We start from the raw sequence: 16,042 nt of genomic DNA on the forward strand, positions 1-16,042 counted from the left end.
CTTATGTCTTCCTCACGACCTTCAAATCACGCCCATTTAGAAGCTGCTTCTGAATGGTTTTCTGTATTATCTGATAAACCTGTTTCAGAATCGGATCGACGTGCTTGGCAGCAGTGGTTGGAGGATGACATCGCTCACCGTCAAGCATGGCAGCAGGTTGAATCCGTTGGCGCAATGTTTTCTGCTTTTAAAGATGACACAGAAAAACATTCAGCGGGCTATGTTTTGAATAATGGTGGCTCCGTGAATCGTCGTCAACTCATGAAGGGGATGTTGGGGGTGACCGGTGTTGCGGCATTAGGCTGGATTGGTTGGAATGAAACGCCATTGCCAACTATAGCGTCATCATGGATGGCCGATTTTCATACGCAAGTTGGGCAAGTCGCTACTTATGACTTAGAGGATGGCTCACAAGTTTGGTTGAATACCAATAGTGCGATAAATCGTTTCCCTCGTCGTGAAAATCGAGGTGTGTCTCTGGTGATGGGGGAGGTCTTGGTGCAAACACAAACCTCTCTCGACAGCCGAGCCTTTTCTGTTTCATGCGCACATGGGCTTGTTAGATCAAGCGAAGAAACTGTACGTTTTTGTGTGAGACAGTTGTCAACAGAGCAAAGTGTATTAGCTGTTTATGAGGGGGCTGTATCACTGGCACCTTTTGATTCAAGCGCCTCTAGAACGCTTTATGGCGGGGAAGAGGTGATTTTTAGTTCCCACACTATGGCCGATACTCAGCCAGCTTCTCTTCTATATGACTCTTGGCGTGATGGATTGTTAATTGTTGAAGATATGCCCCTAAAAAATTTCATGGCAGAAATTGGGCGTTATAACCATGATTATATCAACCTCGATCCCAGTGTGGATGATCTGCGAGTGGTGGGGACGTTTCCGAATCACGATCTGAATCTTGTGCTTTCTATGTTGTCTAAATCGTTTCCAATTCGAGTGCGTCACCCGCTGCCTTGGTGGGTGAGTGTTTCTGCGGCTTAGCGTTCACTAAACATTATTTTTAAACTATTGTAAGAAAAACGCTTTTTTCATGTCCCTTTTTCTATTTACGTTCGGTAATAGTAATAAGAAACATTATTATTACGGAGTTCGTATGGCTTTTTTCCGATTACCAAGACAGAAGCTCAAGAAGCGCACAACCGCTTCTCTGCTTGCTATGAACACGCTTCTCGCCAGTGGCGTAGCGTTGACGATGACATCCACCGCTTATGCCGAATCCGCTGCTGTTGAAAAGCGTTACTACAACATTCCCGCAGGACCTTTACCACAAGCTGTTAATGCTTTCGCTGCTGTATCGGGTATGTACTTAGGTGGTAATGGGGCGCTTCTTAAAAACAAGAAAACACTTGGTTTTGACGGCGAATATACGCCAGGACAGGCATTGGATTTGTTACTGGTTGGCACTGGCCTTTCTTATGATATTGGTGATGATAAAAGCGTTGTTTTAGTTGACTCTAGTTCTGTCTCCAAAAGTGCCGACGGCATAACCATGGCGCCATTGTTGGTGCAAGGTCAACAGAATAGAGCTGAAGTGGGTGTGCAGACGATTGGCTTGGATGAGATTGAAGCCATGCCGACGGAAGGTGGAAATCTAACGGATTTACTTAGAACCAACACGGCCGTTAACTTTAGCCGTTCAAGTAGTAGTTCCACCAATAGCGGCAGTATGCGCCCTGATGAGGTTTCTATTCATGGGCAAGCATTTTATCAAAACGCCTTTATGATTGATGGTGTTGATACGTCTAATGATTTTGACCCAGGTTCTAGCAGCGCGGGTGACAGTTATACAAATCCGTTCATTCCTGGGAATTTGAGTACTTTATCTGGTAGCTCCCCACAAAGCTATTACATGGATGTCGATGCTTTAGAGCAGGTCAAGGTATACAGCAGTAATATTCCTGTGGAATACGGTGGTTTTATGGGTGGTGTGATAGACGCTCGCCTTAAGCGTTATGATGGCGAGGATTCCGTTTCCATAAAATATGGATTGTCTAAAGATGCTTGGGAAAAATTCCATTTTGATGAAAAAAAAGCAGAAGAATTCTATGGGGCTGACAGTATCGATGGGGCTTATACGCCGGAATACAAAAAACAAAATTACTCGATAACAGCGTTAAAAAGCTTGTCCGATAAGGTGGGATCTACCTTAACCATTTCTCGTAAAACCTCTGAATTCAGGCAGCAATATGAAAACCGTGCCGATGAGGTTAAGTCAATTTATTATAATGACACCATCGATAATATGATGGCGCGCATTGACGCCAAAGTGAATGACAGAATAAATTTAGGTTTTTATTTACGTTATTCCGATCGTTTTCATGATGGATTAACCTCAAAGGATTATTCAGACACCTTTGTTAAGTCTCATACTGCTTATGGTGTTGGGAATAACTTCGACTACCGCTTTGACAATAGTGTGCTAACCATTGATACCGCATTCGATCGTTCCTTCGACGAGCTTGATTCCCGTTCTAATGTTTATACATTTCATCCAACGGAAAACTTTTATAATGGTCTTCCTTATTCTGGCGGCTATGGCGACATTTTACAGCAGCAAGACACGTTAAGCATGAATACAAGATGGGTTCACGATGCTATCTCCATAGGTCAAACAAAGCATACTTTTAAAATTGGTGCTGACATAGCCGTTAAAAAAGCATTATATCAAGCCGGTGGCAGCGAGTACTTTCAGTACTCCTGTTTATCTGGAAGTAGTGGCTCTGGATGTGCTGACTCAAATAGTGATGGGGTTCATGATGAAAGTGATGAATATCTGAAAACTTATGGTGTATTAACGGCGAACAAAATAACTAAGCATTATCAAAGTTATGGTATTTATCTTGAGGATAAAGTCGATATTAATGACTGGAGGTTGACTGCAGGAATAAGAGCTGACAATGAAACCTTGCTTGATAATATTAATATTTCCCCACGTGCAAATTTGCAATGGGATGTTTTTGGCGATAGCAGCACAAAGCTGACCACTGGTGCTAGCCGCTATTATGGGCGCAGTTTCCTTAAATATGCTCTCAGTAACGAAATGAAGTCGTGGTATACGACAACCCAATATAACAGTGATGGCAGCGTCAAAACGAACTATCCAAGACAGAGTTCAAGTGCTTACGGAAATTTCTCAGATTATGATTTAAAAACACCTTACTCTGATGAAATAATGTTTCGAGTTGATCAAAAAATGGGGCCTATCGATGCTTCTTTGACCTTAGTGAATCGTGAGAGTCGAGATGATGTTCAACGCATAAAAAATTCAGATGATAAATTGTACTATTACACTAATGAAGGGCGTAGTAGTACCAACAGTGTTGAGCTTGCTTTTCTGCAGCGCGTACCTTTTGAATTGCTTAACAGTCAAACCAAAATCAATTTTTCAGTTGCATGGAAAGAGAGTAAGTCAAACGCCCAAGGTGATGATGCCTATGATGAAACAGTAGAGGATGAAGATCAAATTTTCTACAACGGAAAGGTCATAGACTATAGTGACTTGCCTTCGTGGGATTACAATATTCCATTCACCGTGAAGCTAAGTTCAAATACGGTTATTCCTGCTTGGTATCTTCAGTGGAGTAATTTTGTAAACTTTAGGAGTGGCGGAACCATTGCTAAAAATACGTATAAATCAGACTCGGAATCTGGACTTGATATATACGAAGACTATGACTTTAGTGAATTAGTGACGTTAGACTCCAAAATTCGATTTTCTCCTCCTTTACTTGCGAGCAGCGAAGGGTATGTTGAGGTGAAAATTACGAATATATTTGATGATGTTATCTCAACATCAACCAATGCGACAGCGACGCAGTCTTTCACCTCCGGTCGAAAAATATCCATGGAAGTCGGCATGCGCTTTTAAGTGAATTTTTCTTTACTTCCTTTCTTATAAACAAATGCTCTGTCGAGCATTTGTTTATGGCTGTTTTTAAATAACTTCTTTGTGAGCTGTTTTATGCTTTTTTTACAGAAATTTCTGAGTATTGCTGGGGTGATTTGTTTGTTTGCTCTGACGGCCCAAGTGCATGCTGATGACAAAGCTTTACCTTGGGATAATCGAGTTGTACAAGGTACCTTGGATAATGGTTTTCGCTATTATTTATTCGATTCAAGACAAGAAAAAGATGCGCCAAAAGGGCTGACGTTAGCGAATTTGGTCGTGCTTTCTGGTGCTATTGATGAGAAAGACAATCAGTTAGGTGTGGCGCACATGGTTGAACACATGGTGTTCCATGAAAGTAAGACGTTTCCAAACGGTGTGCGTAAAGCCTTGACTGATATGGGATTCAAGCAAGGCCGTGACTTTAATGCCATGACCAACAGCGAAAATACCCGCTATATGGTGAACTTGAAAAACACCACGCCTGAGCGATTGACTAAGGTGTTGGATATTTATCAACAAATGGCATTTCATGCTGAAATCAAAGCTTCGTCGTTGGACAAAGAACGTTTAATTATTCAAGAGGAATGGCGTGGTAAGTTAAGCCACCGCTCCCGAGTAAATAATGAGAAAAAAGCCTTATTACGGGTTGGATCCTTGTATCCAGAACGCCCAGTAATAGGCACACAAGCGACGATTAAAAACACGCCCGCGGATCAACTTCAGACGTTTTACCAAGATTGGTATGCGCCGAATAATATGGCATTGGTTATTTATGCACCAGTCGATACCGCGGAATTGGAAGATCAAGTTAAGCGAATGTTTAGCGCTGAACCTAGGCGAGAGCTGCCAAAACGCCATCCCAAAGATCCTGTTTTAGATGAAAAGCTTAAAATTGGTCAGCTTCAAGATCCAGGTAATAAATGGAATCAAGTGGCATTTTTATATCGCTTTGAAAGTAAGACTGACGATACGGACGAAGGAATACGTAATGGCGTGATTAACTATATGACACGTAACCTATTGACCCAGCAGGTTCGTCGGCAAAAAGAAGTGTTACCAGAGCATGTTCGTGCCTTATCTACTACCAAAGGTAACGTGTCACCTAATGTGGCAATCTTAGGTTTTTCTGTGAATGTCGATGATGGTTACCATGTTTTAGGATTAGATACATTAATTCAAGAATTAGAACGAATTGAAAAACATGGTTTTATGCAAGAAGATTTTGATCAGGTTTATCAAAAAGTCATTGATACAGCAGAGCGTAATAAAAACGCAGCGAAGAGTCGAGGTACTATTTGGGTAGTTAAAATGATGGATGCTGTCACTTCTGATAAAGTTCTGCAAGATCCTCAGCTGAGTAATGATCGAATTCTGAGTCTTGTGAAAACGATATCTTTGGAAGACGTAAATGCTCGTCTGACGCAGTGGTTGTCTTCGCCAGATCGTATTCTTTATACGCAAGCTGTGGGTGGGAAAAGTGTCGATATCGGTACAGCGGAATCCGTTGAAGCTATTTTTAAAGAAATGAAGTCTCGACAGCTTGGAGCCTTAGAAATAGAAAAAGTAGTAGCGGTAAAAATATTACCTGCGGTTACTAAAAGCGGTTCAATGACGCTTTCCTCGAGAAACCCAGAATTAGGTATATCGTATTGGTCTTTATCAAACGGCGATAAACTCACACTGCTCGATCCCAGTGTGTTGGCCGAGCATTATCAAATAGATAAGTCCGAGGAAGATAATAAAACTTATTTTACGGCCCTCTCTGCTGCGGGTTATAACGTAAAAAAAGGCTCTGTTTGGGCAGAACAAATCGCTGCGCAAATGTCTGATGCGACTGGGATATATGGTTGGAGTGATGAAGAGTTCCAGCAATGGCGAAAAGAGAATAGTGTGTTTTTGTCATCTAAGCAAAAGGAACAAAGTCTTGCGTATCGCGGAGCGATTGATGATGAAAAGTTAGATAAGCTATTGGGGCTTTATCATATTAACCAAGTTAACCCCCAAATTGATGCTGATGTTTACGACAGCATAATAAGAAATTTGAAAAGAAGTGCCAGCATTAAGGTAGAGCGTCCTATCGAGGTGTTTTCCCGTCGTCTAGCGCAGGCACGCTTCGGTAAAAGAGAGTTAACGGTTAGCTTATCTAATTTAGCGCCTTTGTCGTTAGAAGTAATACAGCAAACGCGTTACAAGCAAGCGGTGTTGCCTGTTCATTATTTTATGGTGTCTCGTTTGCCTGAAGAGGATATTAAAGACTTAGTTACTTTGTACCTAGCTAATATTCCACGTGACTTGAATGCGCAAATGGATAATACCACTGCAGTTGTACAACAAGCAGGTCAAGTGATTGTTGATGTTTCATTAAATACAGAGCCGAAAGCTGAATATAGGATGTATGCGTATCAATCTATTCCTTGGTCGCCAATTGCGGCGGTACAGCTTACTTACTTAGGCGAGCGGTTAGAAGCGCAGTTAAAGCAGCGCCTACGCAGTGAGGTTCAAGGTGTTTATAGTGTTAGAGTCGGCTTGGATCTTAATAAAGAGACTAATCGTGCCGAGCTAAAAATCCAATATTCAAGCTCTCCGGAACGGTTAGATGATTTGGCCGACATGACCCAAAAAACGCTTACGGAATTACCAAAGATGATCACCGAAGAGTGGGTGGATGAAATTCATAAGGCGTTTGTCGATGTGGAGCAAAATCGCTTAGAAAAGGATTTTGATGGCACGTTAGTGCACCGACTTGAATTGAGCGAAACCCTGTATGGTGATGATCGCTATTTAGATGAAATGGATGAATTGGCTTCTGGTTTAACATTAGAGAGACTAAAAAATATTGTTGATACTTTAACATTCAGCGATCGGGTGATCGGATTGTATCGTCCTTTGGAATAGATATTTAGATAACGAACCTACAAAAGTTAAATGCCCAACAATGATTTTGTTGGGCATTTTTTTAACATTAAAGGTAAGTTGAAAAGTGGCTTGTTGCTCGACTTATGAATTAGTCATGAATACTATGAAAGCCATCTATCGTTGTGATCTTACCTAGCTAGGAAAACATTCATGTCGCGTCCTGTTAAGTTGCTCAGTGTTTCTATTGGTCTTATCTGCCTCTTGCTGGCGTTGAACTTTGGTTTGCGCTCATCAATGGGCTTTTTTATGGCCCCCATTTCCCAAGAGTTTGGCTATGGGCGAGAAGTGTTTGCCTTTGCTCTGGCGCTACAAAACTTATGTTGGGGGTTATTTCAGCCTATTGCTGGTGCCTTTGCCGATCGTTACGGTACCTTGAAAACCTTGTTCATTGGTGCCGCGTTATATGCATTGGGTTTGTATGTGACGGCGGGTGCCGATGGCGTGCTAGGGCTCAATATGGGCGCTGGCGTACTGATGGGCATGGGTATCGCAGCGACAGGCTTTGGGGTGGTCTTGCCAGCGATGGCGCGTATGGTTTCGCCTGAAAAACGCTCCTTTGCTTTGGGTTTGGGCAGTGCGGCGGGTTCTGCTGGGCAGCTATTGGTGATTCCTGTGGCGCAAGAGTTTATCGCAGGGTATGGCTGGAGCAATGCTTTGTTGCTGATGGCTGTTTGTGCCTTGATGATGGTGTTGTTATCGAGCCCGTTTCGCCATGAAAAAGATGCTAAAAATGCAGGGTCGTCAACGACAGACGTAGCCCAAACCATGAAAGAAGCATTGCGCGAAGCCAGTGCTTATTCGCATTACTGGTTGTTGGTGGTTGGCTTTTTTGTGTGTGGTTTTCAATTAGCCTTTATCACAGTTCACATGCCTGCGTTTTTATCTGACCAAGGTTTTTCCCCAGATATTGCTGTAGCAAGTTTGGCTCTGATTGGGCTGTTTAATATTTTTGGCTGTTTATTGTCTGGCAGTTGGGCAGGAAAGTACTCGAAGAAAAAATTACTCACCATTATTTATGCACTAAGAGCCTTGGCGATTGCCTTGTTTATGACATTACCGATGACCGATATGTCGGTCTATGTGTTTTCAATAGTCACTGGTTTGCTTTGGCTGGCGACTGTGCCACCGACATCGGGATTAGTCGCGCAAATGTTTGGCCTACGTTACATGGGCTTGCTTTACGGCATCGTCTTTTTAGGCCATCAACTTGGCTCGTTTAGCGGAGTGTGGTTGGGCGGTTATCTATACGACAAAACGGGGTCTTACGATGTTGTTTGGTGGGCAGCCTGTATTATTGCTTTGATCACAGCATTAATTCATATCTTGATTGATGAGCGCCCAGTGACACGCTTGCGTGCCGCTGGGGCTTGAGGTCTCTTATCCTTGTGCTTGCCATTGTTGTTGGTAAAAGCGTTGGATCTTGTCACCTTCCCATTGAAACAAATACAGCCAGCCGTTATCGATCAATTGCCTGACAATGTCATGCTTTGCAGCGATTTTCTCGATCTCGGCTTTTGGGGCGGCAATGTAGACCGCAAGTCGGACCGGCGTGTGCATCCATTTCTCACCATTGCTTAGTGATTGCATAGACAAGCCTATGCGCAAGTCCCCACCGTTACCTTCAAATACACCAATGTTGCCACCCACGGCATTGTGTAGCACTTTATTACCGCAGCCGAATTTGAAGTTATCGGTTACCGATAGGTTGTATTGCATGTTGATCCAGTGAGTCACCAGCATGGGCGCCGTTAAAATACGTTCTAAGATGCTGAAGTCGGGGTCATTGAGTTGATCATAGTCGTGCAGAAAACTGCGGCCTTGTAAGTCAAGGTGTCGAGTCTGCTGGCGTGGCGCAATGATAAAGGAATGGTTGTTGGCGAGCCCCCATTCTGGGTTCACTTGTGACCAGTCATTGGCGCGTTTGGTAAAGGCCTTCGAACGTTGTTTGTCTGAAGCATCCAGCAAGGAGGTATCTAATTTTGTCGCGCGTTCTTGCTGAGCGAGATATTGCGCTTTTTCAAACCACTCGGTCATTTTGCTGTTGGTGCTTGTAGAGCCTTCTGTGGTATCAAAGCAAGTTAATTGATCTGTGGTGGTGTTATGCAACGCAGGGACAAATTGCGTGTCACTAGGAATCTTCATCCCCATGTCGTTGAGTAAGGCGCGTACCTTGTCATCATTTAATAGTGAAGCCAACACTCTCACGTTAACTTCGCCACTTTGGCCGCCGCAAGCGCCACATTCTAAGCCTGCGGCATGAAGGTTGTTGCTAGTATGGCTACCGTGACCGACTAACATGACGATAGGCGCGTAAGTTGTTAGCTTGATGGTGTCTAAAATCTCCTTTGCCAAATTGGCTTTATCTTGGTCGGTTAAAGCCACGCCTTGTTGGGTCAATTGCCAATGGGTATTTGGTGCTAAACGATTGGCTGGGTGTTCTTGTCGCTTGGATAAGAGAGTTTGTTTGAACATTTTAAAGGCGTACCACCAACCCATGGATTCCACCATGGAAAACGATGCAGGCGCTGAGTGCCCCCAACGATGCCAGCGAGCTTCTTTTTGCTGGTGGTGAACGTGATTTTTATCACTCTTACATTCGGTGGCAGTGATGGAGGCTTGCAGCAAACCAGGAAGCTGCGGGCGTTCATAGTTGCTGTCTTTCGCTTTGTATTCGATCGGTAAGCCAAAGAAGCCGGCAAAGCCAAGGGTCTGAATCGTATCGGATTGTTTTTCCAGCGCACGGCGAAACACTTCAGAACGAACGTCGATACAGAAAATCGCTTGGAGTTCAGGTCTAGTTGACAGTGCTGGAACAGGTTGTTCTGTTGTTAGTGTTTTATGTAGGTTTTTTTGTTCACTATATTCCAGTGCTAAGGCCCATACTTTAGGCGTTAATAAAGCGTCTTGATGGGCTTCAATCAATTGTAGAATGGCATTTTTTTGTGCTGACCATTTTGTTTCTATTGCGGCGTGCAATGCTGTCGATGTGTGTTTTAGGTAACGCCAAACAACCAATTCCCAGGCCATTTTGATGGCAAGTAAAGACTCTACATGGTTTTCTTTTGCTAAGTTTTCGTTGTTATCTCCTTTGGACCAATTCAGGTAAGCCAAGTAGCTGCTCCAACCATTAATATCCAGCAATAACGCTTGGGCATAGAAGTGCAGCGCTTGATCGTCCAAGGCTAATTCTTCGATAGCGAGGGCAAACAAGGCTTCTTTATCGCTGGGTAAATGATGAAAGAAATCGATTAGCTTGGATTCGGCCATGATGATACTTAGGCCTTTGTCTTCATTGGTGACTTCTAGCCAATGGCTGTAAAGATCGAGTTCGCTGTCGATGTTTTGTTGTCTCAGAGTGGGGCTTTGCTGTTGATAATGGGCCGCGCAAAACTGGCTTACTTGGTGAGTGATTTCGTCGTGCCAAGACATTTTATGGGCGGAGCGCTGTTGATCTGCAAGATCGGCAATGTTGCGCCATGGGGTTGGGGCAGTGCTAAGTTGAGATAGGTGGTCAAGTAAGGATGCTGGCGCCACCTTGAGGTCATAATGATGAGCTGCTTTGACAAGGCAATCTTGCGAAATCCGTCCTTCGTCAAACCAGGCGCGATAAGACTTAATAGGTAAATGAGTTTTGATACCAGCTAAGGCAGATAGCTCATCAGATATCTCGTCAAAGGGTTTGTGTACCAATGACCAAAGTGGGTTCACCGCGATCAGCTTATCCAGCTGCCAGTGGGGCGCGATGGTACTGGCCGCATCAAGCAGGAGGTCTTTTTGCTGCATGCTTAACGTATTTGTGGCCTTGATAGTCATGCGATTCTCCTAAGGTTTTAGCGACGGTTGATTGTTGCTTGTTTGGTGATGCTGTTGCTTGGTTCGAGCGGGTAAAGTGACTGGCCAGAATTTCAGCACCAAACGTGTTAGCCATTCATCCAGATAAAGCCCTGCGAACAATGCGATTGACAAGCGACGAACAGCACGCCAGCGTACTTGATAATGCAATAGTGCACTCAAGAGGAAGAGCAGGCTAAATAAAACCATGGCCCAGATATCGGCTAGGGAAAAAGCCTGAACCGTGTGGGTTGAATAGGTCGGCAATGCGTAGTGCGTGGCGTATTTTAATGCGGCATAAATCACACACAAAAACACGCCCATCACGAAGGTATAAACAACCGAAGGCGAGTGCTCGCACGTGCGCCATTGTACGATAAGGACAGTGAGCGCGAGAGCGAATAACCACCAAGTACTAAACGCGCTGTCGAAGCCAAATAAGGTTCGAACAACGACTACAACTGCCGTGCTTAAGGTCAGGGCAAGTAGCCAAGTTTGCGCGTTAGGCACGACGGATTTATTCGTCGGTGAAGACTGAGTATTAGTTTTTGCCGCGCTAGAAAGGCGCAATCTAATGGCGTCATTCACCGCGTTGCCGGAGTTGAGGAATGAGTAGGCTTTATAAAACGAATGGGCGAGCAAATGCAGCAAGACTAATTCGTACAAACCTAAGGCGAACTCTAACAGCATCAGACCCATCTGAGCACAAGTAGACCAAGCAAGGCGAACTTTTACGCTGATTCTAGTGGTCATTATCAAAGCACTGGCGAGGGTCGAAAGCCCTGCCACAACCAATAACAACCAGATTGCGACAGAACTTTGCGCAACCACTGGCGTAAACAAAAGCAATAGATAGCCACCTAAGTTAATCACACCGGCGTGCAACAAGGCGCTAACGGTGGTTGGTGATTCTACTACTTGTATTAACCAGCCATGGAAAGGCAATTGAGCGCATTTGATTAACGCTGCCAGTGCGATCAAACAGGCCGCCACTTGCTCTTGCCAGTGTAATGCTAAGCCGGCGCTAGATTGGGCAACAGCGGTATCGATAATGGTGTTGATGTATAGACTGTCGTATTGCTGGTAAAGCAAGGCAAAGGCGGCAAACAAAGACAGTTCGGCAACTCGTGCCAGCATAAATTTTTTGTGCGCCGCTAGAATGGCTCGGGGACGATCCGCATAGAAGGTTAATAAATTATTGAGTGATAAACTAATGCCTAACCAACCTAGCCAAAAAATCACCAAATGGTTGGTGGTGACTGTGATAGCAACGGACGCTAAGGTAAACATCAACCAACGATAGTAGCGATTTAGATTGGCTTGTCCCGCCATGTAATTACGAGAAAAACTGATCAACACCCAACCCATGACTGTCACGAGTCCAAGCATGATCTGATTGAGAGCCGTGTGGCGAATCAAATTAGAAGACTGCCAAGCATCGGTAAAAAAGTAGCTAACCGGAAAAGTGGTAAGAAAAATAATCAGTAACAGAAAGCTTAATCGAGAGGCTTTTTGAGCAACCGCTGTGCTTTTTTTACGGCCGAGATAGCAGCCGCCAAAAAACAGCGCAAAGGGAATGAAAATCGGTAGAAAACTTAACGCGAGAAGCGACATAAATACCTACATCTTTTAGGTTGAACAAGTTGTGGCGATTATGAAGGCTTTATTTAGTTAATAAAAATACATATATTGTTATAAAACGTTCACTTTTTATTATGTATCTGTGGGTACTTTTTTATGGCACGACTGAATTACCACCATTTGTATTATTTTTGGCGAGTCGCTAGGAGTCCAAGCCTGACGGAAGCAGCAGAAACCTTGCATATATCTCAATCGGCCTTGTCTGCGCAGATAAAGCAGCTAGAGCAAAGCTTGGATGTGGTGTTATTTGTTCGCCAAGGACGTAAGTTGGTGCTGACCGATGTTGGTCGCCGTGTGTTGGCTTATGCGCAAGATATTTTTAATACCGGTGAAGAGTTAGAGAAGTTTATCCAGAAAGACAGCGCCACGCAGGTTCAGCACATAACCATTGGTGTGCAGAGTAATTTGTCGAGGAATTTTATCGAGAGCTTTATTGCCCCCTTGCTAAAAAGCGAGCATGTGGATTTTTCACTTGCTTCCAGAGGCATGACGGATTTGCTCAGTGGTCTTGTTAATCACGAATTGGATTTAGCGCTAACCAATCGTGCCATTTTAAGCGAAGGCCACGACACCACATGGCAAAATCAGTTGGTTGCAAGACAAGCTGTGGCGATAGTTGGCCCTTATGGTGAAAAGCCGGATGCGCCTTTTCCCCAAGGCTATGAAGGTAAAAAATGGGTGGTGCCAGGCCGCAATACCGATATTCGTTCATCCTTCGAATCTTTTTGTGCTACTCATCAATATCAGCCAGATATCAAAGCGGAAGTTGACGATATGGCGATGCTGCGATTGTTAGCAAGGGACAGTGGTTATTTGTCTGTATTGCCGCCAGTGGTGGTAAAAGATGAGATTCAATCGAACGTGCTGGAGGATTATGAAAGCATTCCCCAAGCGTTCGAAAATTTTTACGCCATTACTATGCCTCGTAAGTTCACTTCGCAACCCGTACTGGATTTGATCAAGATGGCGATTCATCAGTATGCTGTCGACCATTCAATGTAAGTATTCAGATGAGCCAGTTTTAAAGCTCATATATTTTAAAAGGTAATAGTGCATGACACCTTTGCAAACCTATCAAACTCGCCTAGAGCAAAACGAAGTGAGTTTTGATGAGCGCCAACAGTCCGCGTTACAGGAGTTGGAGCGTGTTTATCAAGCGTTACTTTCGAATTCATCAGACAACGACAAGGCGGCGCCAATTAAAGGCGTTTATCTTTGGGGCGATGTGGGGCGTGGCAAGACTTTCTTGATGGATCTGTTCTATCACTGCTTGCCAGATGGCATGGCGTTAAGGTTGCATTTTCATCATTTTATGGCGCGCTTACACCGAGAGTTGAACCTTGCCTTCGGCCAGAAAAATCCTTTAAAAGGCATAGCGAAACGTTTGGCTTCAGAATGTCGAGTAGTGTGTTTTGATGAGTTTTTTGTTTCGGACATCGGTGATGCCATGTTGCTGCGCGGTTTGGTTGAAGCCTTATTCGAAGAAGGTGTGGTGCTGGTGGCCACGTCGAATATCGCGGTGGAAAACCTGTTCCAAAACCAATTGCAAAAAGAGCGTTTTGCGCCCGCCATTGCCTTGTTACAAGACCATTTAAAAAGCATCCACCTTAGTGGCGAAGAAGACCATAGATTGCGTCATACTGGCTTTACGCCGATTTATTTTGTCAAACATGAGCAAGATATGTCGGCTTTGTTTCAGCTGCTGGCAAAGGGCGAGATGAATCAGCAACCGCTACAAGTGTGCCGTCGTGCGATTACGGTCATTGAGTCGGCAGACAATATTGTTTGGTTTGATTTTTATGCCTTGTGCGATGGCCCTAGGTCGTCGTTAGATTACATCGAATTGGCGCAAACGTATCCCATGATAATGCTCACTGGCATTCCAGAATTGAGCAGCGAGCCTTATGAGCATATTAAGGCGCGAGGCACAGAAGACGGTGCGATTGGTTCCGGTCAAACTGGAGAGCGTGCTGTTTCATTGGGAGTAAATGACGATGCCGTGCGTCGCTTTATAAGCTTGGTGGATGAATGCTATGACCATCAAGTGGTACTTTTGTTGAATGCCGAGGTGCCTTTGGAAAGCTTGTATTTAAACGGGTCCTTATTGTTTGAGTTTCGTCGCACTTATAGCCGTTTAATTGAAATGAAGTCCCACTATTATCAAGCGTTGCGAACCCGTATAGAAAACAAACTTTGTTGACCAAATAGAGAGTCTAAATAATTGATTTCATTCTGACTAATTTTACTAAGTTTTTCGTAAAAGCTTGATAAAACAAGAATGCGCTACCAATATATTTAAAAGCAATGAATTGAAAAGACATTAATATAATGACAATTAAGGAGGGCGATCATGCAGTACGAAGATCGTGTTGATGCGTTAGTCGCACCGAAAGGTTCGTTAGAAATGTTATCCCAAGACGAGATTTCTCGTCTGTCAGAAGAGTCTGGTCCGCTTCACGATCTATTTCACCGTTGTGCCTTGGCTATTTTGAACTGTGGTAGTGATTCTGATGATCCTCAAGCTGCCACGGAAGAATTTAAAGATTTTGAAATTCGTATTGTGCAACAAGAACGAGGCGTGAAACTGCAACTGAAAAATGCACCGGGCAGTGCCTTTGTTGACGGCAAGATGATTAGCAGTGTGCGTGAGATGCTATTCAGCGTATTGCGCGACATTATTTTTACCCAGCATGAAATTCTTGCTCGTGGTCTTGAAGATGCTAGCTCAGATAAGTTAACCAATGTGGTGTTTGAATTATTGCGTAATGCCAATGTGTTCCGCCGTATTCAAAACCCTGACATGGTGGTGTGTTGGGGTGGCCATTCTATTGCTCGTCACGAGTACGATTATACCAAGCGTGTAGGTCATGAGTTGGGCTTGCGTGAACTGAATATTTGTACTGGTTGTGGACCGGGTGCGATGAAAGGGCCGATGAAAGGTGCCGCTATTGCCCATGCCAAACAACGTATCAAAAACGGTGTTTACTTAGGTTTAACTGAGCCAGGTATCATTGCCGCTGAATCACCGAACCCAATTGTGAATCAGTTGGTCATCATGCCGGATATAGAGAAGCGTCTAGAAGCCTTTGTCCGTGTTGGTCATGGCATTGTCGTTTTCCCTGGTGGCGCCGGAACCGCAGAAGAAATTCTGTATATTTTGGGTATCTTATTACACCCGAAAAATGCTGGCGTGCCTTTTCCATTGGTGTTTACAGGGCCAAAAGAGAGTGCGGAGTATTTCGAGCAAATTCATGCCTTCATTGGTGAGGTATTAGGTTCGGAAGCGCAGAATAAATACCGCATTATCATTGAAGACGAAGTGGAAGTTGCCCGTGCCATGAAGCAAGGCATGGAAGAAGTTCGTCAGTATCGTAAAGCCCATCAAGATGCGTTTTACTACAACTGGAAACTGCATATTCCAGAAGAGTTCCAATATCCATTTGAGCCGACACATGAAAAAGTGCGAGAGCTAAACCTACACTTCAATCAAGAGACGCATTTGCTTGCCGCGGATTTACGTCGTGCCTTTTCGTCTATCGTTGCCGGCAACGTAAAAGCGCAAGGCGTGGCTTACATCAAAGAGTTTGGGCCGTTCGAGATTCATGGCGACAAAGCGTTATTGGCGAAACTGGATGCCTTGTTGCAAGCGTTTGTTCGTCAGCAACGGATGAAGTTGCCGGGCAGTGCGTATGTGCCGTGTTACAAAGTCATCACAGACTAACTGTATGACGTTATGAGCTCTTTGTTAAAAAAAGA

The 16,042-nt window shown here is 44.1% G+C and carries 9 protein-coding genes; 7 read left to right on the top strand and 2 right to left on the bottom strand.

All coding sequences use genetic code 11. The annotated features are described in order from the left end of the window. Positions 1-3: 3 nt before the first annotated feature. The 4 genes from KDW99_RS03615 (at position 4) to KDW99_RS03630 (ending at position 8,185) form a co-directional block, all read left to right on the top strand. The gene (locus KDW99_RS03615) at positions 4-990 is read left to right on the top strand and encodes a DUF4880 domain-containing protein (RefSeq protein ID WP_255827960.1); all 987 of its coding nucleotides are present in this window, start codon (positions 4-6) and stop codon (positions 988-990) included. A 112-nt stretch (positions 991-1,102) separates the two neighbouring features. Beyond that, positions 1,103-3,877 (top strand): secretin and TonB N-terminal domain-containing protein, encoded by a 2,775-nt coding sequence (locus KDW99_RS03620; RefSeq protein ID WP_255827961.1) that lies wholly within the window; start codon positions 1,103-1,105, stop codon positions 3,875-3,877. Positions 3,878-3,970: 93 nt separating this feature from the next. Beyond that, entirely contained in the window at positions 3,971-6,793 is a 2,823-nt protein-coding gene (locus KDW99_RS03625; protein WP_255827962.1) for a M16 family metallopeptidase, read from the top strand. Positions 6,794-6,964: 171 nt separating this feature from the next. Continuing rightward, complete coding sequence (locus KDW99_RS03630; RefSeq protein ID WP_255827963.1) at positions 6,965-8,185, top strand: MFS transporter; 1,221 nt, start codon at positions 6,965-6,967, stop codon at positions 8,183-8,185. 6 nt (positions 8,186-8,191) lie between these two features. On the opposite strand, the gene KDW99_RS03635 is transcribed toward KDW99_RS03630, so the two are convergent. Together KDW99_RS03635 and KDW99_RS03640 are read right to left on the bottom strand one after the other, a co-directional pair. Further along, entirely contained in the window at positions 8,192-10,627 is a 2,436-nt protein-coding gene (locus KDW99_RS03635; RefSeq protein WP_255827964.1) for a YbcC family protein, read from the bottom strand. 9 nt (positions 10,628-10,636) lie between these two features. After that, positions 10,637-12,259, bottom strand: a complete 1,623-nt coding sequence (locus KDW99_RS03640; RefSeq protein WP_255827965.1) for an NADH-quinone oxidoreductase subunit L — start codon at positions 12,257-12,259, stop codon at positions 10,637-10,639. A gap of 123 nt (positions 12,260-12,382) precedes the next feature. On the opposite strand from KDW99_RS03640, the gene KDW99_RS03645 reads away from it, so the two are divergent. The 3 genes from KDW99_RS03645 to ppnN all read left to right on the top strand — a co-directional run bounded on the left by KDW99_RS03645 (position 12,383) and on the right by ppnN (position 16,007). Next, entirely contained in the window at positions 12,383-13,288 is a 906-nt protein-coding gene (locus KDW99_RS03645; RefSeq protein ID WP_255827966.1) for a LysR family transcriptional regulator, read from the top strand. Positions 13,289-13,340: 52 nt separating this feature from the next. Next, entirely contained in the window at positions 13,341-14,486 is a 1,146-nt protein-coding gene (gene zapE / locus KDW99_RS03650) for a cell division protein ZapE (RefSeq protein WP_255827967.1), read from the top strand. A gap of 150 nt (positions 14,487-14,636) precedes the next feature. Then, positions 14,637-16,007, top strand: coding sequence for a nucleotide 5'-monophosphate nucleosidase PpnN (gene ppnN, locus KDW99_RS03655; protein WP_255827968.1), 1,371 nt, complete (start codon positions 14,637-14,639; stop codon positions 16,005-16,007). Positions 16,008-16,042: the final 35 nt, after the last annotated feature.

Source organism: Marinomonas rhizomae (assembly GCF_024397855.1).
In the GTDB taxonomy this organism is placed as follows: Bacteria; Pseudomonadota; Gammaproteobacteria; order Pseudomonadales; family Marinomonadaceae; genus Marinomonas; species Marinomonas rhizomae_A.

Coding starts and splice junctions, on each gene's coding strand:
- KDW99_RS03615 (WP_255827960.1), top strand. CDS start 4: ATGTCTTCCTCACGACCTTCAAATCACGCCCATTTAGAAGCTGCTTCT.
- KDW99_RS03620 (WP_255827961.1), top strand. CDS start 1,103: ATGGCTTTTTTCCGATTACCAAGACAGAAGCTCAAGAAGCGCACAACC.
- KDW99_RS03625 (WP_255827962.1), top strand. CDS start 3,971: ATGCTTTTTTTACAGAAATTTCTGAGTATTGCTGGGGTGATTTGTTTG.
- KDW99_RS03630 (WP_255827963.1), top strand. CDS start 6,965: ATGTCGCGTCCTGTTAAGTTGCTCAGTGTTTCTATTGGTCTTATCTGC.
- KDW99_RS03635 (WP_255827964.1), bottom strand. CDS start 10,627: ATGACTATCAAGGCCACAAATACGTTAAGCATGCAGCAAAAAGACCTC.
- KDW99_RS03640 (WP_255827965.1), bottom strand. CDS start 12,259: ATGTCGCTTCTCGCGTTAAGTTTTCTACCGATTTTCATTCCCTTTGCG.
- KDW99_RS03645 (WP_255827966.1), top strand. CDS start 12,383: ATGGCACGACTGAATTACCACCATTTGTATTATTTTTGGCGAGTCGCT.
- zapE (WP_255827967.1), top strand. CDS start 13,341: ATGACACCTTTGCAAACCTATCAAACTCGCCTAGAGCAAAACGAAGTG.
- ppnN (WP_255827968.1), top strand. CDS start 14,637: ATGCAGTACGAAGATCGTGTTGATGCGTTAGTCGCACCGAAAGGTTCG.